This is a genomic window from Streptomyces sp. NPDC093149, from assembly GCF_044754145.1.
Classification (GTDB): Bacteria; Actinomycetota; Actinomycetes; order Streptomycetales; family Streptomycetaceae; genus Streptomyces.
Map to the genome: position 1 here is coordinate 317,790 of NZ_JBIVON010000001.1, position 18,540 is coordinate 336,329.

At 72.2% G+C, this 18,540-nt stretch carries 19 protein-coding genes and 1 pseudogene; 10 read left to right on the forward strand and 10 right to left on the reverse strand.

What is annotated here, in order from left to right:
• Window positions 1–42: 42 nt before the first annotated feature.
• Entirely contained in the window at window positions 43–1,422 is a 1,380-nt protein-coding gene (locus ACIQCZ_RS01575; protein WP_402278660.1) for a zf-HC2 domain-containing protein, read from the reverse strand.
• Window positions 1,419–2,009, reverse strand: a complete 591-nt coding sequence (locus ACIQCZ_RS01580; RefSeq protein ID WP_402278662.1) for an RNA polymerase sigma factor — start codon at window positions 2,007–2,009, stop codon at window positions 1,419–1,421. Before ACIQCZ_RS01580 ends, ACIQCZ_RS01575 begins: the two co-directional genes overlap by 4 nt.
• 281 nt (window positions 2,010–2,290) lie before the next feature.
• Here ACIQCZ_RS01580 and ACIQCZ_RS01585 point away from each other — a divergent pair, with 281 nt between their 5' ends.
• Window positions 2,291–2,665 (forward strand): STAS domain-containing protein, encoded by a 375-nt coding sequence (locus ACIQCZ_RS01585; RefSeq protein ID WP_402278664.1) that lies wholly within the window; start codon window positions 2,291–2,293, stop codon window positions 2,663–2,665.
• A 199-nt stretch (window positions 2,666–2,864) separates the two neighbouring features.
• Window positions 2,865–3,386 (forward strand): EF-hand domain-containing protein, encoded by a 522-nt coding sequence (locus ACIQCZ_RS01590; RefSeq protein WP_365691146.1) that lies wholly within the window; start codon window positions 2,865–2,867, stop codon window positions 3,384–3,386.
• A 112-nt stretch (window positions 3,387–3,498) separates the two neighbouring features.
• On the opposite strand, the gene ACIQCZ_RS01595 is transcribed toward ACIQCZ_RS01590, so the two are convergent.
• Complete coding sequence (locus ACIQCZ_RS01595; protein WP_402278666.1) at window positions 3,499–3,747, reverse strand: winged helix-turn-helix transcriptional regulator; 249 nt, start codon at window positions 3,745–3,747, stop codon at window positions 3,499–3,501.
• Between ACIQCZ_RS01595 and ACIQCZ_RS01600 the strand changes: the two genes are divergently transcribed.
• A complete protein-coding gene (locus ACIQCZ_RS01600; protein ID WP_402278668.1) occupies window positions 3,740–3,919 on the forward strand; it encodes a hypothetical protein in 180 nt (59 codons plus the stop codon). The two genes, ACIQCZ_RS01595 and ACIQCZ_RS01600, sit on opposite strands and share 8 nt — an antisense overlap.
• 63 nt (window positions 3,920–3,982) lie before the next feature.
• On the opposite strand, the gene ACIQCZ_RS01605 is transcribed toward ACIQCZ_RS01600, so the two are convergent.
• Window positions 3,983–5,527, reverse strand: coding sequence for a class I adenylate-forming enzyme family protein (locus tag ACIQCZ_RS01605; RefSeq protein ID WP_402278670.1), 1,545 nt, complete (start codon window positions 5,525–5,527; stop codon window positions 3,983–3,985).
• Window positions 5,528–5,718: 191 nt separating this feature from the next.
• On the opposite strand from ACIQCZ_RS01605, the gene ACIQCZ_RS01610 reads away from it, so the two are divergent.
• The 4 genes from ACIQCZ_RS01610 to ACIQCZ_RS01625 all read left to right on the forward strand — a co-directional run bounded on the left by ACIQCZ_RS01610 (window position 5,719) and on the right by ACIQCZ_RS01625 (window position 10,117).
• Entirely contained in the window at window positions 5,719–6,918 is a 1,200-nt protein-coding gene (locus ACIQCZ_RS01610) for an amidohydrolase family protein (protein WP_402278672.1), read from the forward strand.
• Window positions 6,919–6,925: 7 nt separating this feature from the next.
• Entirely contained in the window at window positions 6,926–8,080 is a 1,155-nt protein-coding gene (locus ACIQCZ_RS01615; protein WP_402278674.1) for an acyl-CoA dehydrogenase, read from the forward strand.
• An 8-nt stretch (window positions 8,081–8,088) separates the two neighbouring features.
• Complete coding sequence (locus ACIQCZ_RS01620) at window positions 8,089–9,042, forward strand: acyl-CoA dehydrogenase family protein (protein ID WP_402278676.1); 954 nt, start codon at window positions 8,089–8,091, stop codon at window positions 9,040–9,042.
• Window positions 9,043–9,559: 517 nt separating this feature from the next.
• The gene (locus ACIQCZ_RS01625) at window positions 9,560–10,117 is read left to right on the forward strand and encodes an ATP-binding protein (protein ID WP_402278678.1); all 558 of its coding nucleotides are present in this window, start codon (window positions 9,560–9,562) and stop codon (window positions 10,115–10,117) included.
• A 50-nt stretch (window positions 10,118–10,167) separates the two neighbouring features.
• Here ACIQCZ_RS01625 and ACIQCZ_RS01630 read toward each other — a convergent pair whose 3' ends face one another.
• Window positions 10,168–11,094 carry a cyclase family protein gene (locus ACIQCZ_RS01630; protein WP_402278680.1) on the reverse strand — a complete coding sequence of 309 codons (927 nt, stop codon included), beginning with the start codon at window positions 11,092–11,094 and terminating at the stop codon, window positions 10,168–10,170.
• 84 nt (window positions 11,095–11,178) lie between these two features.
• Here ACIQCZ_RS01630 and ACIQCZ_RS01635 point away from each other — a divergent pair, with 84 nt between their 5' ends.
• Entirely contained in the window at window positions 11,179–12,093 is a 915-nt protein-coding gene (locus tag ACIQCZ_RS01635; protein WP_402278682.1) for an SDR family oxidoreductase, read from the forward strand.
• A 43-nt stretch (window positions 12,094–12,136) separates the two neighbouring features.
• A complete protein-coding gene (locus ACIQCZ_RS01640) occupies window positions 12,137–13,186 on the forward strand; it encodes a Zn-dependent alcohol dehydrogenase (protein ID WP_402278683.1) in 1,050 nt (349 codons plus the stop codon).
• Window positions 13,187–13,429: 243 nt separating this feature from the next.
• On the opposite strand, the gene ACIQCZ_RS01645 is transcribed toward ACIQCZ_RS01640, so the two are convergent.
• Window positions 13,430–15,316, reverse strand: a complete 1,887-nt coding sequence (locus ACIQCZ_RS01645; RefSeq protein WP_402278685.1) for an amidohydrolase — start codon at window positions 15,314–15,316, stop codon at window positions 13,430–13,432.
• A gap of 113 nt (window positions 15,317–15,429) precedes the next feature.
• Here ACIQCZ_RS01645 and ACIQCZ_RS01650 point away from each other — a divergent pair, with 113 nt between their 5' ends.
• Window positions 15,430–16,446, forward strand: a complete 1,017-nt coding sequence (locus ACIQCZ_RS01650; RefSeq protein WP_402278687.1) for a LacI family DNA-binding transcriptional regulator — start codon at window positions 15,430–15,432, stop codon at window positions 16,444–16,446.
• A 155-nt stretch (window positions 16,447–16,601) separates the two neighbouring features.
• Here ACIQCZ_RS01650 and ACIQCZ_RS01655 read toward each other — a convergent pair.
• The 4 genes and pseudogenes from ACIQCZ_RS01655 to ACIQCZ_RS01670 form a co-directional block, all read right to left on the reverse strand.
• Window positions 16,602–16,737 (reverse strand): annotated as a pseudogene (locus tag ACIQCZ_RS01655) (helix-turn-helix domain-containing protein); the annotation flags it as partial.
• A gap of 43 nt (window positions 16,738–16,780) precedes the next feature.
• Window positions 16,781–17,026 carry a hypothetical protein gene (locus ACIQCZ_RS01660; RefSeq protein WP_351072496.1) on the reverse strand — a complete coding sequence of 82 codons (246 nt, stop codon included), beginning with the start codon at window positions 17,024–17,026 and terminating at the stop codon, window positions 16,781–16,783.
• Entirely contained in the window at window positions 17,010–17,261 is a 252-nt protein-coding gene (locus ACIQCZ_RS01665) for a DUF6400 family protein (protein ID WP_402278690.1), read from the reverse strand. Before ACIQCZ_RS01665 ends, ACIQCZ_RS01660 begins: the two co-directional genes overlap by 17 nt.
• Before the next feature lie 277 nt (window positions 17,262–17,538).
• Window positions 17,539–18,522 carry a GlxA family transcriptional regulator gene (locus ACIQCZ_RS01670; RefSeq protein WP_402278692.1) on the reverse strand — a complete coding sequence of 328 codons (984 nt, stop codon included), beginning with the start codon at window positions 18,520–18,522 and terminating at the stop codon, window positions 17,539–17,541.
• Between the last annotated feature and the right edge of the window lie 18 nt (window positions 18,523–18,540).

Below are 18,540 nucleotides of genomic sequence, written 5' to 3' on the forward strand. Positions count from 1 at the left end.
CCCTCCCGGCGCTGCTCACAGCACCGGACACCGCTCACAGCACTACAGGCGGCTCAGGGACGCCGCGGCACAGAGCACGTCGCGGATCGCCTCACGGTCCCCCTCCTGGCCGGCCGCCGCCTCCACCGGGGACACGTGCCCGGCCACGAGCCGGCAGAACTCGACGCCGTCCAGCGCGACCTGCGCCACCGTGTGCGCGGGTGAGCCGACCGCGGCCGGGGAGTCCAGCGGGATGTACCAGTCCCCGCCGCCCGAACCCTCGACCTCCAGATGCAGCGAACGGCCCGGTGAACCGGCCGGCACCAGATGGCGGGCGGGCCCGGCGAGCCCGGATCTGCGGCGCTCGGCGAGGGCGGCCGGGAGGAGCCGGGCGGCCAGGTCGACCATCCGGTTGAGATGGGCGGCGGACGGCGCCTCGTACGGATAGTCCACCGCCCGAGCGATGTCACCGCCGTGCACCCAGCACTCGAAGGCCCGGTCCAGCAGGGAGTCGTGCATCGGAAGGGCGAAGTCCCCGTACGAGACGGAGAGCTCGGCGACGCCGCGGCCGGCGAAGGACACCGTACGGATGAGGGCGTGGCTCTGGTCCCGCCACGGCTCGCGGATCGTGCGGGTGGACGGCCGCCGGGAGGCGGACCAGTGCTTCTCCGTGCGCGCGGTGGGGGAGAGCGGCCACGCGTCACCCCGGCCCATGACGCCTTCGCCGAGCGGTACGTCGAGGCCGAGGGCGGTACCGACCAGCCCGTCGACGGTCATGAGATGGCCGATGACGCCCGCGACCGTCGTCTTGCGCCCGGCCTCCCGCTCCTCCTCGAACCACTTCAGCCGCACCGGGGCGTGCCACTCCGAAGCGTCGATGTCACGCAGCAGCGCGTCGAGCCGAGCGGTCTCCGCGTCGTACGGGGCGGCCCAGTCCGGCACCGGGATCCTGGCCGGGCGGCGGCCCAGACAGGTCTCGATCACCCGGGAACGCAGCGCCGGATCGAGATCCAGGCTGCGGTCGGTCTGCAGCAGGCCGACCGCGTCGCGCAGCCGCAGGGCCTCGTCCGCACAGGCCGCGCACTCGGTCAGATGCGCCTCGACGGCCTCGGTCTCCGCCGCCGAGCAGGCCGCCAGGGCCCAGGCGCCGAGGAGGGCCTTGAGGACGTGATGGGAGAGCACCGGGGCCGGTGCGGCGGACGGGTCCGATGGGTCCGGTGGTGCCACGGCAGATTCCGGTTCCGGTGTCGTCGGTTGCGGGGCCGGCCGGGATTCCCCGCGCAGGGTCGGGAGCACGGGCAGGGGCACGGTCGGCGGCAGGGGCAGGGCGCCGAGATCGAGGTCGTCCGCCGCGGCCCGCGGCCCCGGTATGCGCGGCGCGCCCCGCACGTCGTCGTCGCGCCCTTCCCCCTCACGGCCGTCCGCGTCGTCGTCACCGGTCACGGATGCCGTCCGTATCCGGGCGGCGACGACCCCTCCAGCGGGCGGGTGTGCGCGGTGGAGAGCAGTTGCAGTCCGAGCCGGAGCCGGCGGCGGGCCTCGTCCTCGGTGACCCCGAGGTCGGCCGCGGTCTGCCGGTAGTCCCGGCGTTGCACGTACGCGAGCTCCAGCGCGGCCCGCAGCGGGGCGGGCATGGACGCGACGATGTAGTCGGCACGGGCGGCGGCCGTGGCCCGGCGCACCCGCTCCTCCAGGTCGTCGGGGGTCGCGGCCCCGTCCTCCCCGTCCGCACCGTCCCGCGCGCTGTCCTCCTCGCACAGCCGGCGCACGGACTGGCGGTGTGTGAGCCGGGCCACCCAGGACCGCATCGAACCCTGCTGCGGGTCGTAGGCGTTCGGGTTCTCCCACACGTAACCGAAGACCTCGCGGGTCACGAGGTCGGCGGCGGTCTCGTCGTCGAGCATCCGGTGGGCCTGGCTGTGCACGAGCGAGGCGAACCGGTCGTAGAGCTCGCCGAGAGCCGCCGCCTCGCCGCGTGCCAGCCGTTGCTGCATCTTGCGGTCCCAGCGGGGTGGTGCGTTCTTCGTCATACGACCCCCGGCCCTGTTCCCCTCGTCACACCGAATGTAGTCGGCGGCACCGGCCGGGCACGCCCTTTTGCGGCAAGTACGCCCCTGAGGACGCCCGGGATGATAACGGCCTGCGGCATCCCGCGACGGTGGGAACGGACCCGAAAGCGATCATTTCTGCCCGAACCCGGCTGTGTCCTGTCGACCGGCACGGTGTTTCATGGGTCTGCGGCGGGGGCAGCCGCGAGAAGGAACGGAAACTTCCGGATCGTCGGAATCCCCGGAACGAGAGGCCCAGTCACGTGACACTGAAGGTGGCCGAGACCGTGCAGGACGACTGGACCGTGCTGCGCATACGCGGCGAACTGGATCTGCTGACGTCGCCCGCCGTGCGGCAGTCCGTCCATGAGGCGGTGGCCGCGGGGCGCCACGATGTGGTGCTCGACCTGTCCGAGGTCCTGTTCTGCGATTCCAGCGGCGTCGGGGTACTGATCGCCTCCCGCCGCCTGATGCGTTCCTGCGGGGGCCGGCTGCGGCTGATCCTCCCGGCCCGCGGCGCGGAGGAGGGGTCCCACGTCAACCGGGTGCTCGCCGCCCTCGGCGTACGCCGTCTCTTCGAGGTCTACCCCGACCGGTACACGGCCGTCGACGACGAGGCACAGCCGCTCTCGGCCTGAGAGCCTGTCGGGTGACCTCCGACCGGGCGGGCCGAGGTCACCCGACAGGCTCCGAGCCGTGGAGCGAGAAGCGCGCGGCGTCGAAGGCCGGGTCGTCACACAGGCGGAGCGCGTGACGGCCTCGCCCGCGACCGGGCCGACGATCGCGGGCGAGGCCGTAAGCGACACGTGGCGCCGGCCGGCGTCGTACGCTCCCCGCATGGACAGCGCAGAGTATGAGCGCAAGATCGCCTTCCGCTTCGCCGCCTTCGACCAGGACGGCAACGGATACATCGATCGCGCGGATTTCAGTGCCGCCGCGGCCCGTCTGCTGACCGAATTCGGTACGACGGCCCGCTGCGACAAGGGGCAGGCGCTCTACACCGGGGCCGAGGCCCTCTGGCAGGGCATGGCGGGCATCGCCGACGTCGACGGGGACCAGCGCGTCACCCGGGAGGAGTTCGTGGGCGGGGCGGTGAAGCGGCTGCGCGACAATCCGGAGCGCTTCGCGGAGATCGCCCGCCCCTTCCTGCGCGCGGCGCTCGCCGTGGCGGACCGGGACGACGAGGGCGCGGCCTCCGTCCCCGGCGTGGAGCGGGCCCTGCGGGTGCTGGGCGCGAGCGCGGAGACGGCGGGTGTCGCGGCGCGGAGCCTGGACACGGACCAGGACGGCAGGATCACCGAGGACGGGGTGGTGGCGGCGTTCGCCACGTACTTCACCGTGATCGAACCGGACGCGTAGGGACGCACGGGGAGGGGGCGGACGGAACGAGCTCCGCCCCCCCACCCGGCAGAGGCACGCAACCCCTCGGGCTCGCGGCGCCCGGCCCCGGCCGCCGGCGAGGCGGATGCGGTCACTCCGGGGGCTCGATCCGGACACCGGTGCGTGCCGCGCGTCGCGATCCCCAGTCGTACAGCGTCTCCAGTACGGGCACCAGGCTCAGCCCTTCCTCGGTCAGCCGGTACTGGACCTCCGGCGGGCTTTTGCCGTCGGACCGCCGCTCGATCAGTCCTCCGGCCTCCAGCCCGCGCAGCCGCTGGACCAGCACCTTCTCACTGACCCCCGGGATCCGCCGCCGCTGGGTGGCTCTGCTGATGGACACCGCCGACGAGGTCGGCCTGCCGGACGACCCCGAGTTCCGTGGGGTCCTCGCGTACTACCTTGAGTGGGGCACGCGGATGGCACTGATCTACTCGGGCCCCAACCCGCCCCCGCTGCCCGATACCCCGATGCCCAGGTGGGACTGGGGTCTCACACCGCCGTACCGGGGCTGACCGGAGCCGGGGGCGCCCCGCCCGGCACCGGGGGAGGGCGCGACGCCCCGCCCTCCCCTCCCGTCAGGAGAACCGCTCCCGCAGCCGGTACTTCAGCACCTTGCGCAGCGCCTCGTTCCGCGGCAGCGCCGCCACCACCTCCAGTTGTTCCGGCAGCTTGTGCACGGCGAGGCCCGCCGCCCGCAGATGGCCGGTGATCCCCGGCAGGGTCAGGGGCGCGGCGCCCGCAGGCTGTTCCACGACCGCGCAGACGCGTTCGCCGCGCTCCGGGTCCGGCAGCCCGATCACCGCCACGTCCCCGACGTCCGGGTGCCGGTGCAGCAGGTCCTCTATCTCCTTGGCGGAGATGTTCTCGCCCTTGCGGATGATGATGTCCTTGAGCCGCCCGGTGAGCACCAGGTGCCCGCTCGGCTCGACCCTGCCGACATCACCGGTGATCAGGAACCCTTCCGCGTCGAAGGCCGCCGCCGTCGCCCCCGGGTCCAGATAGCCCTCGCAGACGGCCTCCCCGCGGAGCCGCACCTCGCCCTCCGTGCCGTAGGGCAGCGCCTTGCCGTCCTCGTCGGTGATGCGTATCTCCATGCCTTCGGGCGGACGCCCCTCCGTCCCGGCGAGGTGCTCCGCGGTGTCGTCGGGGGCGCCCATCGTGATCATGGGGACCTCGGTCATGCCGTACCCGTGGGTCAGCTGGACGCCCATCTCCCGCACCACCGCGTGGTAGAGCTCCGGCGGCTTCGGCGCCCCGCCGCCCGCCAGCAGCCTGAGGCTGGGGACCGGCTTCCGGTCCGGGGTTTTGCGCTGTTCGGTCAGGAACATCGAGTAGAACGCGGTGGACCCGCCCGCGACCGTCACCCCGTGGCGCCGGTAGCCCTCCAGTGCCCCCGGCATCGCGAAGTGCTCGAAGAGGACCGCCGGGAAGCCGTACAGCAGCAGCATCACCGCGTAGTCCGGCCCGCCGACATGGGCGAACGGGAAGGCCACCGAGCCGATGTCGTCCGCCGACAGGCGCAGCGCGTGGGCCAGACAGGATCCGCCCGCGATCAGGCTGCGGTCGGTGTGCAGGACCCCCTTCGGGTCGGAGGTGGTGCCCGAGGTCCAGTAGATCCAGCGCACCGCCGTCCCGTCGGAGGGCGGGGGAGGCAGCACGGACGGGTCGCCGTCCGGCAGCGACGCGTACGCCTCGAAGACCAGCGGCGGGTGTGCGGCCCCCGCCGTCAGCCGGTGCGCCATCGCCGTGTGGTCGAAGCCGCGCCAGGTGCCCGGCACCGCGAAGAAGCCGGCCTTCGACTCGCGCAGCGCGAACCCCGCCTCGCGGTCCCGGTAGAACGGGATGACGGGCGACTGCACGGCCCCGATCCGGGTCAGCGCGAACGACAGCAGCACCGTCTCCAGGCGGGTCGGCAGCTGCCAGGCGACGACACCGCCGGGGCGGACGCCCATGCCCCACAGCCCGGCCGCGACCCGTTCGCCGCGGTCGCGCAGCTCACCGAAGGTGAGGGTGCGGTCGTCCTGGATCAGGAACGGGCGGTCCGGCGTCAGGGCGGCCCGGCGTTCGACGAGCTCCCAGAAGGTGCCCGATGCGCTCAGCGCGTGTGCGGTCTCGTTCACGGCGAACCCCTCACAGCTGACGGGTAGTCAGATCGTGCGCAGAGCGTAGAGCGCTGCGCCTTGTCGGTCCAGGGGTGCGGGGCTAGCCTGAGGATCGCAATAAATCTGACGGACCATCAGAAACACTCGTACGGAGACGGCCCGTCGGAACCACGGCCGAAGGACCTCAAGCGTGCGCCGAAGGGGACACCATGACGGAACTGCCTCGGATCGTCAGCGTCGACGACCATGTGATCGAGCCGCCGCACCTCTTCTCGACCTGGCTGCCCGCCAAATACCGTGAGCGCGGCCCGCAGCCGCTCACCGCGGGCATCGGTGAGCTGGCGTACACCGGGGGCAAGTACGTCATCACGATGGATCCGGACGGGCCGCCCACCGACTGGTGGATCTACGAGGACCTGAAGTTCCCGTACAAGCGGAACATCGCCGCCGTGGGCTTCGACCGCGACGACATGACGCTGGAGGGGATCACCCGGGCCGAGATGCGGCCCGGCTGCTGGGACCCGGCCGAGCGCCTCAAGGACATGGACCTCAACCACGTCGAGGCGAGTCTCTGCTTCCCCACCTTCCCGCGCTTCTGCGGCCAGACGTTCGCCGAGGCCCACGACAAGGAGGTCGCCCTCGCCTGCGTGCGCGCCTACAACGACTGGATGGTGGAGGAGTGGTGCGGCGACAGCGGCGGCCGGCTCGTCCCGCTCTGCATCATCCCGCTCTGGGACATCGACCTGGCCGTGGCGGAGATCAGGCGGAACGCGGCGCGCGGGGTGCGTGCGGTGACCTTCTCCGAGATCCCCACGTACCTCGGCCTGCCCTCGATCCACACCGGATACTGGGACCCGTTCTTCGCGGCCTGCCAGGAGACCGGCACGGTCGTCAACATGCACATCGGGTCCAGTTCCCAGATGCCCGCCGCCTCCCCCGACGCCCCGCCCGCCGTCCAGGCCAGCCTCTCCTTCAACAACGCCATGGCCTCGATGATGGACTTCCTGTTCAGCGGCGTCCTGGTGCGGTTCCCCCGGCTCAAGCTCGCCTACAGCGAGGGCCAGATGGGCTGGATCCCGTACGCCCTGGAGCGCGCCGACGACGTCTGGGAGGAGCACCGGGCCTGGGGCGGGGTGCGCGACCTGATTCCCGAGCCGCCGTCCACGTACTACTACCGCCAGATGTTCTGCTGCTTCTTCCGCGACAAGCACGGGGTCGCCTCGCTCGACGTCGTCGGACGGGACAACGCCACCTTCGAGACCGACTACCCGCACGTCGACTCGACCTTCCCGCACACGAAGGAGGTCGCCCTCGACCACGTCAAGGGACTGGACGACGAGACCGTCTACAAACTGATGCGCGGAAACGCGATCCGGATGCTCGGTCTGGACCTGGACCGGGACAAGTAGGCACACGATGGATCTCGCCTACACGGAGGCCGAGGAGGAGTTCCGGGCGCGGCTGCGCGAGTGGCTGGCGTCCGTGCTGCCCACCCTGCCCGCGAAGCCCGCCCCGGACGACTGGCCGGGGCGGCGCGCCTACGACACCGCCTGGCAGCGGATGCTGTACGACGCGGGCTACGCGGGCCTGCACTGGCCCGCCGACGCGGGCGGGCGGGGCGCCACCCCGACCCAGCATCTGATCTTCCTGGAGGAGACGGAGAAGGCCGGCGCCCCCTACGTCGGCGCCAACTTCGTCGGGCTGCTGCACGCAGGGCCGACGATCGCGGCCGAGGGCACCGCCGGACAACGGGCGCGCTGGCTGCCGCCGGTGCTGCGCGGGGACGAGATCTGGTGCCAGGGGTTCAGCGAGCCCGACGCGGGCTCGGACCTCGCCTCGCTGCGCACCCGTGCGGTGCGCGACGGCGACCACTACGTGGTGAGCGGAAGCAAGATCTGGACCTCGCACGCGGAGGTCGCCGACTGGTGCGAACTGCTGGTGCGGACGGACCCCGCGGCACCCAGGCACCGCGGCATCAGCTGGCTCGCGATGGAGATGGACGCGCCCGGCGTCACCGTCCGCCCGCTGCGCACCCTCGCCGGGTCCACCGAGTTCGCCGAGATGTTCCTCGACGAGGTGCGGGTGCCCGTCTCGCACCGCGTCGGCGCGGAGAACGACGGCTGGCGCGTCACCATGGTCACCCTTTCCTTCGAGCGCGGTACGGCGTTCGTCGGCGAGGTCGTCGCCTGCCGCCGCACGCTGGACGCCCTGGCCGCCGAGGCACGGACGAACGGGCGCTGGGACGACCCGGTCCTACGTCGCAGGCTGGGCAGGCTGAACGCCGAATTCCGGGCGCTGTGGCGGCTCACCCAGTGGAACGTCGGCGAGGCCCAGCGGACCGGGGGCGTGCCCGGCACCGGCGGCTCGGTCTTCAAGCTGCGCTACTCGCACGCACGCCAGGAACTGTACGAGGCGGCCGCCGAGGTGCTCGGCGCGGACAGCGGGGACCTGGACCGGGAGTGGGTCCTGGACCGGCTCTCCTCGCTCTCGTACACCATCGCCGCGGGCACCTCGCAGATCCAGCGGAACATCGTCGCCGAGCGGATCCTCGGCCTGCCGAAGGGGCGCTGACACCACTCATGGACTTCCAGCTCTCGGACGACCAGCGGGCCCTCGGGGCGGGGATACGGGAACTTCTGGCCGGGCGTTTCGGCAGGGACCGGATGCGGGCGGCTCTCGACGGCGGCACGGGCATCGACCGGGCGCTGTGGCGGGAGCTCGGTGAGTCCGGCTTCTTCGCGCTGCGGCTGCCGGAGGCACAGGGCGGTGTCGGGCTCGGGCTGCCCGAATCGGTCCTCCTCTTCGAGGAGGCGGGACGGTCGCTGCTGCCGGGGCCACTGATCGCCACCCACCTCGCGGCGGGCGTGGTGGAGGGGGCGGCGGAGGGCGCGACGGTGGTCACCGTGCTGGATGCGGGGCAGCCGGTGGAACATCTGGGGGACGCGGACGCACTGCTGGTCCTCGGGCCCGGGGAGGTACGGGTCCTGACCGGCGGGACGGCGCGGGACGTCGCGGGGACACGGGAGTCCGCCCGGCCCGTGCGGTCGCTCGACCCGTTCACACCCCTGTGGCGGGTCACCGGACCGGTCGGGCCGGGTGAGCCCCTGCCCGGTGCGGAGCGGCTGCGCGAGGAAGGCGCCCTGCTCGCCGCCGCCGAGCAACTCGGCAGCGCCTCGCGCACGACCGAGATGGCCGTCCGGCACGCCGGTGAACGTGAACAGTTCGGTTCGCCGATCGGGTCCTTCCAGGCGGTCAAACACCTGTGCGCCGAGATGCTGGTCCGCGCCGAACTGGCCCGTGCCGCCGTCTACGCCGCGGCCCTGACCGGGGACCGGACGGAGATCGCGGGTGCCAAACTGCTCGCCGACGAGGCGGCGGTCCGCAACGCGCGGGACTGCCTTCAGGTGCACGGCGGCATGGGCTTCACCTGGGAGGCGGATGTGCATCTGCACCTCAAGCGGGCATGGCTGCGGTCCGGTCGGTGGATCGCGGCGGCGGCGGCCGAGGAAGCGCTTGCGGCGGACCTGTGCTGAAGCCGGACGGGTTCCGTGCAGGCTTCGGCGGCGCGGCGATCGGGGGCTGCCGGGGTCGCGGATGTCACAGGCCGGTGTTTGGGCCTCACGCTGCGGAGTTACGCAGTGCAGTCGGTCGGGACCGATGTCGGCTTGTGTCCTTTGTGTGATTCGTCACGGGGTGGAGTCGGCGCCGGGCTCGGGTACGCTCCGTGGGATGCGAGAGGTTCTGGAACCGGGTGATCCGGGTGTTGCCCGTGCGGCGGCTCCGGTCCGGAAGAGGTGCCCTGCTCGCATTCCAGGCAGAAGCGCCGGGCCTGCTCGGGAGACGGCTCCCGCGGTCTCGCTGTGCCTCTGTTCGACTCCCCGCAACGTGCGTCGCACAGTATGCACCACGCGTACTCCTTCGCGCTGGAATATGCCCGAAGCGCTTGTTGCGGTGACTGTACGTCAACCATGCTGTCTCGCAAGGGAATCACGTTCCGTGACCCTGAGGAGGCGCGAGGCGATGTGTCCGCCGGTCTGGATGGTGTGAGCGGTGCAGGTGCTTCAGGTTCAGCTGGAGGTCGGGCCGGATCCCGCGGAGGTCGGGCGGGCCCGCAGGTGGGCGCGGTCGAGACTGCTCGGGTCCGGGATAAGGGACGACGAGCCGCTGGCCGAGACGCTCATCCTGCTGATCTCGGAGCTGGTCACCAACGCGGTGGTGCACACCGGCTGTCCGGCCGTGCTGCGCATGCTGTTCGGCTCGGCGGGCGCGACCGGGACCGTACGGGTCGAGGTGGCCGACACCAGTTGCCGTCCGCCGCTGCAGCGCCACGCACGGGGTGAGGACACCGGTGGCCGGGGCCTGGAGCTCGTCGACGGCCTCGCCGACCGCTGGGGCTGGCAGCCGGAGGGTGCGGGGAAGCGCATCTGGTGCGAGATCGACCGGGACGTCCCGCCGGTCCGGGCGGTGCCGGTGCACCCCGGCGGCACGGGCGTTCCCGGCACTCAAGCGGCTCATGGCACCCAAGGGGCCGCTCATGGTGTGCGGGGCGCGGACGACGCGGACCGTGAGGCGTACAAGCCTTCGCGTGCCGTCACGCATCGTGCATAAAGGTTAAAGCAATCGGTCCGGGCCGCGTTCCGGCGCCGGTCCGTGCCCCTTCACAGGATGGCGACCGGGGCGACCGGGGTGCCCGTGGCACCGACGAACGGCTCCGGCATCGCGGAGAGCAGGAAGGCGTACCGCCTCTCGTCCGCACAGGCTGTGGACAGCGTCTCCAGGTTCCAGTTCTGGCCCTGCGGCATGCCCATCTCGACCAGGTCCAGCGCGTGCACGCCCAGCCACAGATCCTCGATCTCGGGCGGGAAGATCTCGAAGGTCAGGGTGTCGTTGGCGACCGCCGCCACATCGCGCGCGCGGAACCACTCGGGCGTCTTGACGGAGAGACCGGGTGACGGGTAGCCGTACGCGTGCTTGTCGCCCGCCAGGTACACCCGCACCTGCCCCGTCCGTACGAGCACGATGTCCCCGGCCCTCACCCGGACCCCCGCCAGTTCCTCGGCCGCGCCCAGGTCCTCGGGGGTGACGGCGTGGTCCCCGGGCAGCCGGTCCACGCCGTGCGCGCGGGCCACGTCGAGCAGCACGCCGCGCGAGACGATGTGCGGCGCCTTGTCGATCCCGCTGTACCGGGCGCCGGCGTGCGCGGTGATCGTGTCGGCCGGCCGGCCGTTGTAGATCCTTCCCGAGTGCGAGACATGGGTGAGGGCGTCCCAGTGGGTGGCCGTCTGCAGGCTCAGGACCGCCGTGTCGTCGCTGGTGGCGACGGTGCCGGGGCCGAAGAGCTCCTGGTTGATCTGGACCATGGTGTGCAGTGGATTGATCCTTCCGGGGATCAGCCCGCTCTGGACGCCGTCCTGCTGGAGGGGGAGTGCGAGCGGGACACGCAGCCCGGTGCGGACCGTGGCGGCGGCCTCCCGCACGACGCTGTCGGTGATCAGGTTGAGTGTGCCGATCTCGTCGTCGGCGCCCCAGCGGCCCCAGTTGTTGATCCGCTTGGCGATGTCGTGGAACTCGGGCGGCAGTGACATGGGTACCTCCTGGGGCTTGTGTTCGTGAACCCGATGGCCCATAAAATCTAACGGTCCGTCAGAAACCGCGGGAAGGGGCCGGGCATGGGGAACTTCTTGGCAGGCAAAGTGGTGGCCGTGACGGGTGCCGGACGCGGCATCGGGAGGGCGGTCGCGCTCGCGGCGGCGGCCGAGGGGGCGAGAGTCGTCGTCAACGACTACGGCGTCTCCATCGAGGGCGGTGAGCCGAGCAGCGAGATAGCCGAGTCCGTCGTGAAGGAGATCGAGGCGGCGGGCGGCGAGGCGGTGGCCGTCGCCGACGACATCTCCACGATGGCGGGCGGGCAGCGGATCGTGGACACGGCGCTCGCGCGGTACGGGCGGATCGACGGGGTCGTGTGCGTGGCCGGCATCCTGCGGGAGCGGATGCTGTTCAACATGTCCGAGGAGGAGTGGGATCCGGTCGTCGCCACCCATCTCAAGGGCACCTTCACCGTGTTCAGGGCCGCGTCGGCGGTGATGCGCAAGCAGGAGGGCGGCGGCACGCTGATCGGCTTCACCAGCGGCAACCACCAGGGCAGCGTCGCCCAGGCCAACTACAGCGCCGCGAAGGGCGGGATCATCTCGCTGGTGCGGAGCGCGGCGCTCGGCCTGCACAAGTACGGCGTCACGGCGAACGCCGTCGCCCCGGTCGCCCGCACCCGGATGTCCGCCAATGTGCCCATGGAACTCAAGGAGATCGGCGAGCCGGAGGACGTGGCGGCGCTCGTCGTCTACCTGCTCAGCGAACGGGCCCGCAAGGAGGGGATCACCGGCCAGGTGTACACGATCGCCGGTCCGAAGATCGCGGTCTGGGCCCAGCCGAGGGAGCTGCGGGCGGGGTACGCGGACGGGGCCTGGACCCCGGAACGGATCGCCGACTTCCTGCCGGGGACGGTGGGCACGGACCCGATGCCGATGCTGGCCCGGCTGGAGGAGATGGCCGCGGCGGCTGCGGCGAAGGCCCGGCCGAACGCGTGAACATCATCGCCGAGCGGGCGCTCGGCCTACCGAGGGAGCCGAGATGAGAGGCGTCGTCTTCGACGGCAAGCGGACCGAGGTCGTCGACGATCTGGAGATACGCGATCCGGGCCCCGGCGAGGTGCTGGTGGCGGTGGCCGCGGCGGGGCTGTGCCACAGCGACCTGTCGGTGATCGACGGGACGATCCCGTTCCCGTCGCCGGTGGTGCTCGGGCACGAGGGCGCGGGCGTGGTGGCGGCGGTCGGCGCGGGCGTCGGCCATGTGGTGCCCGGCGACCATGTGTCGCTGTCCACGCTGGCCAGCTGCGGGGCGTGCGCGCAGTGCGACCGGGGCCGGCCGACGATGTGCCGCAAGGCGATCGGGATGCCGGGGCAGCCCTTCTCGCGGCACGGGAAGCCGCTGTACCAGTTCGCGTCCAACTCGGCCTTCGCCGAACGGACCCTGGTCAAGGCCGTGCAGGCGGTGAAGATCCCCACCGATCTGCCGCTCACCTCGGCCGCGCTGATCGGCTGCGGGGTGGTGACGGGAGTCGGAGCCGTACTGAACCGGGCGAAGGTCGACCGGGGCGACACCGTCGTGGTCATCGGCACCGGCGGCATCGGACTCAACGTCATCCAGGGTGCCCGGATCGCGGGCGCCCTGACGATCGTCGCCGTCGACGCCAACCCGGCGAAGGAGGCGATGGCGCGGCAGTTCGGCGCGACGCACTTCCTGACGTCGGCAGAGGCCGTGCGGGAGATCCTGCCGCACGGCGCCGACCACGTCTTCGAGTGCGTGGGCCGTACGGAGCTGATCCGTACCGCGATCGACCTGCTGGACCGGCACGGTCAGGCGGTGCTGCTGGGTGTCCCCGCGGCGACGGCCGAGGCGTCCTTCCTGGTCTCGTCGTTGTTCCTGGACAAGTCCGTCCTGGGCTGCCGGTACGGCTCCTCGCGCCCGCAGCGGGACATCGCGCTCTATGCGGACCTGTACCGGGAGGGCAGGCTGCTGCTGGACGAACTCGTCACCGAGACCTACCCGGTGGAGGACTTCGCCAAGGCGGCGGACGACGCCCACCACGGCCGGGTGGCGCGGGGGGTGCTGGTGTTCTAGGGAGTGTTTCGAAAGTAGCGTCGTCCGCCCGCAGGGCGGGCCGGGCGGCGTCCGGTGCGTGCGATCGCAAGGCGGAGGGTCGCCCCGATACTGGTCGTATCGGGGCGAGCCCGACAACGCAGCGAGCGTGGGGGCAGCGGGAAGTGAGCGGCTGTTGCGGCCGCCCCTGCCGGACGGCGTTCCGTGCGGGGCGCACCCCGCACGGGCGCCGTTCGCCGAGCAGGGGCGCGGAGCCAAGGACCGCTACGGCCGGTCGCAGCCGCAGGCCCTGTGCCGTCCGCCGTGCACCGCCGCGTATGCCGACGGGCGGGGCGCGGTGGCGGCCCGGTCGACTCGCGCGGCCGCGGCCCGGCCCGCCGAGGTGCGCGCGTCGTGGACGACCCGGCCGCCCACCAGGGTCAGTTCGACGCGGGTGTCACTGATGTCCGCCACCGGGCATCGCGTCACATCACGGTCGAGAACGATCAGATCCGCGGCCAGACCACGCCGGACCGTTCCCGTCAGATGGTCCATGCGCAGCTGCCATGCCGTCCCGTGCGTGTGCATGCGCAGCGCCGACGTACGGCTCAGCCCCTCCAACTCCCGGTAGAGCGGCCCGTCGCCCTCCGCGCCCGTGCGGTCGATCGCCGTACGGACCTGGTTCCACACCTGGAGCGGGTCCACCGGCCAGTCCGAGCCGCCGGAGAGCCGGGCCCCGTGCCGCTCCAGCGAGCGGGCGGGGTACATCCACCGGTGCCGCTCGGGCCCGATGTACGGCAGGAGGGCATCCATCGTCCACGTGTCCTGCTCCGCCCACTGGAGCTGCATGCAGGCCACCACGCCCAGCGCGGCGAACCGTCCCAGATCCGCCGGGTCCACCAGCTGGAGGTGTGCGATGGTGTTCCGGGCGTCGCGCAGCCCGGTCGTGCGCCGGGCGTACGCATATCCGTCGAGTGCCGTGCGCACCGCGCGGTCACCGAGCCCATGGGCGTGCAGCTGCCAGCCGGCCCGGTTGAAGGCCGCGGTCAGCCGCCCGTAATCCTGCCCGGAGACATACAGCTCACCCCGGTTGTCCGTCGGGTGTCCCGAGCCGTCCAGATAGGGCTCCAGGAGCGCCGCGGTCTGCGCCGGGTACTCGATCACCCCGTCGAGGAACACCTTGCTCATCCCGAACCGCAGCCCAGGTACGTCCCGGAACGCGTGCTGCAGCCCGCGCGCATGGGCGAGCGCCGCCACAGGGTCCTTCGCCAGGTCCGTGTCGATCCTGATCGCGGGGACGATCCGCTGCGGCAACTTCCCCGCCTTTGCGAGGGCCTGGTACGTCGTCAACTCACTCCGCCCGACGGCCGCGTCCATCATCGTGGTCACCCCGGAGGCCGCCACCTGGGCGAGGACCCGGGAGCAGGCGGCGACCAGTTCGGCCTCGCTCGGCTCCGGGATGTGGCGGGTCACCAGGCCCTGGGCGTCGTCCTTGAGCACCCCGCTGGGCTTCCCGTCCGGCCCCTTCACGATCTTCCCGCCCACCGGATCGGGGGTCGCCGCGGTGATGCCCGCGATCTGAAGGGCGCGGGCGTTGACCCAGGCGTTGTGGCCGTCGCCCCCGAGAAGGGCGATCGGGCGACGGGTGGGGAGGGTGTCGAGCAGGGAGTGGTGGGGCAGGGTGCCCTGCGGCAGCAGCCCGACCGGGTTCCAGTCCGAGACCACCAGCCAGCCGTCGGGCTCCTGGCCGGGCGTGTCCTTGAGGAAACCCGTGAGGATCGCCAGGAGTTGCTCGGCGGTCGTCTCGGCGCCCTCCAGGGAGGGGCGCAGTGAACGTTCGCCGGCGCCGAGCGGGTGCACATGGCCGTCGTGGATGCCGCTCATCACGGTGGCCCCGCGCGCATCGACGATCTCGGTGTCCCGTCCGGCGAGGCGGCGCAGTTCGCGATTCCGGCCGGTGGCGAGAATCCGGCCGTCGCGCCCGACGGCCACGGCCTCGACGGGGCGGGCGCCGGACAGCCCGGTGAACACCCGTGCGTTGTGGATGACCATGGCCGCGGAACTGCGGTGGGCGGCACCCCGCTGTGCGGCGGCCGCGGGGCCGGCCGCCGCCCCCACCAGTCCGGCGGCACCAGCGGCGAGCAGGCTCCGCCGGGCGAAAGAGGAAGTCATGGCTACTCCAAGGGTTGAGCTGCGTTACCGTGGCCGGACCCTCATTGATTAACGCCGTAACCAGAACCCACCCCGTACGACGGAATCCGCACCGCCATCCATACGATGGCGCCATGTCAGGGCCCACTCTCGCCGATGTCGCCCGCGCCGCGGAGGTCTCCACCGCCACCGTCTCGCACGCTCTCAACGGAACCGGCCGGCTCGCCGACGCCACGCGCCGCCGGGTCCGCGAGGTGGCCACCGCGCTCGGCTACGGCGCCCGGCGGACCCCGCGGACCGGGGGGACCCTGGGCGTGGCCGTCACGACCTATGCCGGATCGGCCTGGAACTTCCTCGAAGTCCCGTACTTCGCCCGGCTCCTGACCGCCGCCACCGCCACCGCGCACGCCCACGGCTACGCCCTGACCATCCTCCCCGCCGCCCGCGGTGCCGAGACGCCGTGGCACACCCTCACCGTGGACGGCATGCTGCTCCTCGACAGCCCCGCGGGCGACCCGGTGCTGCGCGCTCTGCGCGCCCGAGGCATCCCGCTCGTCTTCGACGGCCGGCCCGTCGATCCGAGGCCCGCGGACGTCTGGGTCGACAACGACCACACCGCCACCACCCGCGAGGTCCTCGGTCACTTGGCGGCCTCGGGCGCCCGGCGGATCGCCCTGCACGCCGGGTACGGCGACGAGCACTACACCCGGGCCGTGACCCGCACGTACGAGCAGTGGTGCCGCGAGCACGGCCACAAGACGCTGTTGCTCACCTGCGACCCGTACGACACCCCGGGCCATGCCTTCGACGCGGTCTTCGCCGCCCGTGCCTGCGACGCGGTCTACACGGTCTACGACCCCGGCGGCCGCCAGGTTCTGGCTGCGGCGGTCCGCCATGGCCTGCGGATCCCCGACGACCTCCTCCTCGTCTGCGCCAGCGAGGACCCGGCCTACGCCGAGAACGATCCGCCGGTGAGCACCGTGACCCTGCGCCCTGCGACGATCGCCGAGACCGCGGTGACGGCCCTGGTCTCCCGCCTTTCTCCCACCGTCCCGTCACCACCCCCTGGCGCCCTGACCGTTCCGGCGGTCCTGCACCCCCGCGGCTCCTCACGCCGCCGTACGAGGCCCGGCCGACAAGGGTCACCGTGATCCGGCGGGCGGCCTGCACACGACCGAAGCCGGGCCGGAGTGCCGCGTCTCGCTCCGCGGGCCCGGCCGTGCGTGCGTGCGAGACGGGCGCGGCGGCCGACGCCGCTGTGCCGGAGAAGGCCGCCTGCGCCCGTCCCGCGCGAAACATGCGCGTGGGGGGACACTCCCAGTGCCGCCCGCAGGTGCTGCCGCAGCGACGTGGGCGTCCCGAAGCCCGCGTCCCGCGCCCACCTGGTCGATCGACGGGTCCGTCGACTCCAGCGGCTGCCGGGCCCGCTCGACCCGCTGCCGGGCTCGCGTGCCCCGGCACCGCGCCCGGCCGCGTTGCCGTCGGTCAGTCGCCGAAGGCGCCGCTGTCGCGCGGGGTGACGTCGGGGCGCGTGTTTACGGACCACATGTGGGTGCACTGCGGACACTGGAGGTGAACGACCGGTCCGTTGTTGGAGATCAGGTAGCGCCAGTGCTCGCGGCAGGTGCGGAGGTCGGCACAGTTCTCGCAGTGGCGTGCGTCGTCGCAGACGGGGCAGGGCATCCAGGCGCGGCGGGCCACGTCCGCCTGCGGATCAATGGGCAGTCGCACGCCCCGGTCCCCTTCCCGGCAGGACGCCTGCCGCCACCAGCAGGTCGTAGGTGCGCTGCTGTTCGGCGTCCAGGCCCGAGTAGAGGAGCGCGTACGCCTCGTCCTCGCCCTGGAGCGCGGCGACCGGGTCCCAGTCGGGGCCGAGTGCGGTCACGACCTCGGCCCGGCGCCGCACTTCCTCGAACGTCAGATCGATTATGAAGGGTATGAGACTGTCTGGATTTTCCTTTTTCATGGCGAAACTTCCGAAGTGCCGGTAGTGCTTCACATGCCTATCAGGTGGAAGCGGCGACAGGGAAGGGTGACCTAAGTCGCTCTGGGGCGGAGCGACCACCGGCCGCTGGGGGAGGAGCCCCCGGATCGGTCGGCGGGGGTGGGGCGTTGCCGACGACGGGGCCCCGACGGCGGGCGCGGTCCAAGGGTGGCGCTGTGACGAACCTCATGAGGTCGTCCAGGGCGTCGGGGCGGGCGGTCCGAGCCGTACGGAGGGGTGACGGCCGGCGCGCGCCCGGTCAGACCTTCCCCGCGCGGAATGTGCGCCGGTACACCGTGGGGGACACCCCCAGTGCCGCCTGCAGATGCTGCCGCAGCGACGTGGGCGTCCCGAAGCCCGCGTCCCGCGCCACCTGGTCGATCGACAGGTCCGTCGACTCCAGCAGCTGCCGGGCCCGCTCGACCCGCTGCCGGGTCAGCCACTGCACGGGGCTGACCCCGACCTCCTCCCGGAACCGGCGGGTGAACGTCCGTACGCTCATCGACTCCTGCTGCGCCATGTCGCGCAGCAGGATCGGACGCTCCAGCCGGCCGAGTGCCCAGGTCCGTGCCGAGGTGGTGGCCGCGAACTGCGCCTCGGGCACGGGGCGCTGGATGTACTGCGCCTGTCCGCCGTCCCGGTGCGGGGGCACGACCGTGCGACGGGCGACGTCATTGGCGACGGCGGTGCCGTGGTCGCGGCGCACGATGTGCAGGCAGAGGTCGATTCCGGCGGCGACCCCGGCGGAGGTCAGTACGTCCCCGTCGTCGATGAACAGGACGTCCGGGTCGACCCGGACCTCGGGGAAGAGCTGCTGGAAGTGGTCGGCGTGCGACCAGTGGGTGGTGGCGGGCCGCCCGTCGAGATATCCGGCGGCGGCCAGCACGTAACTGCCCGTGCAGATGGAGACCATCCGGGTGCCCGGCCTGATGTGTGCGAACGCGGCGGTCAGCTCGTCGGTGAGCCTGCCCTCCGTGTAGACGGAGCCGAGTTCGTAACTGGCGGGGATCACGATCGTGTCGGCGGTGGCCAGTGTCTCCGGGCCGCGTTCGACGGTGATCGTGAAGTCCGCGTCGGTGCGGATCGGGCCCGGCGGGCGGATGGAACAGGTCACGACTTCATAGAGTTTGCGGCCCTTGTTGTGCGGTTCGAAACCGAGCGACAGGCCGAAAATCCTTTGTGGGATGCCCAGTTCGAAGGGGAGCAGCCCGTCGAGGGCCAGGACGGCGATTCGGTGCGGCATTGGCGGACTCCCTTCACC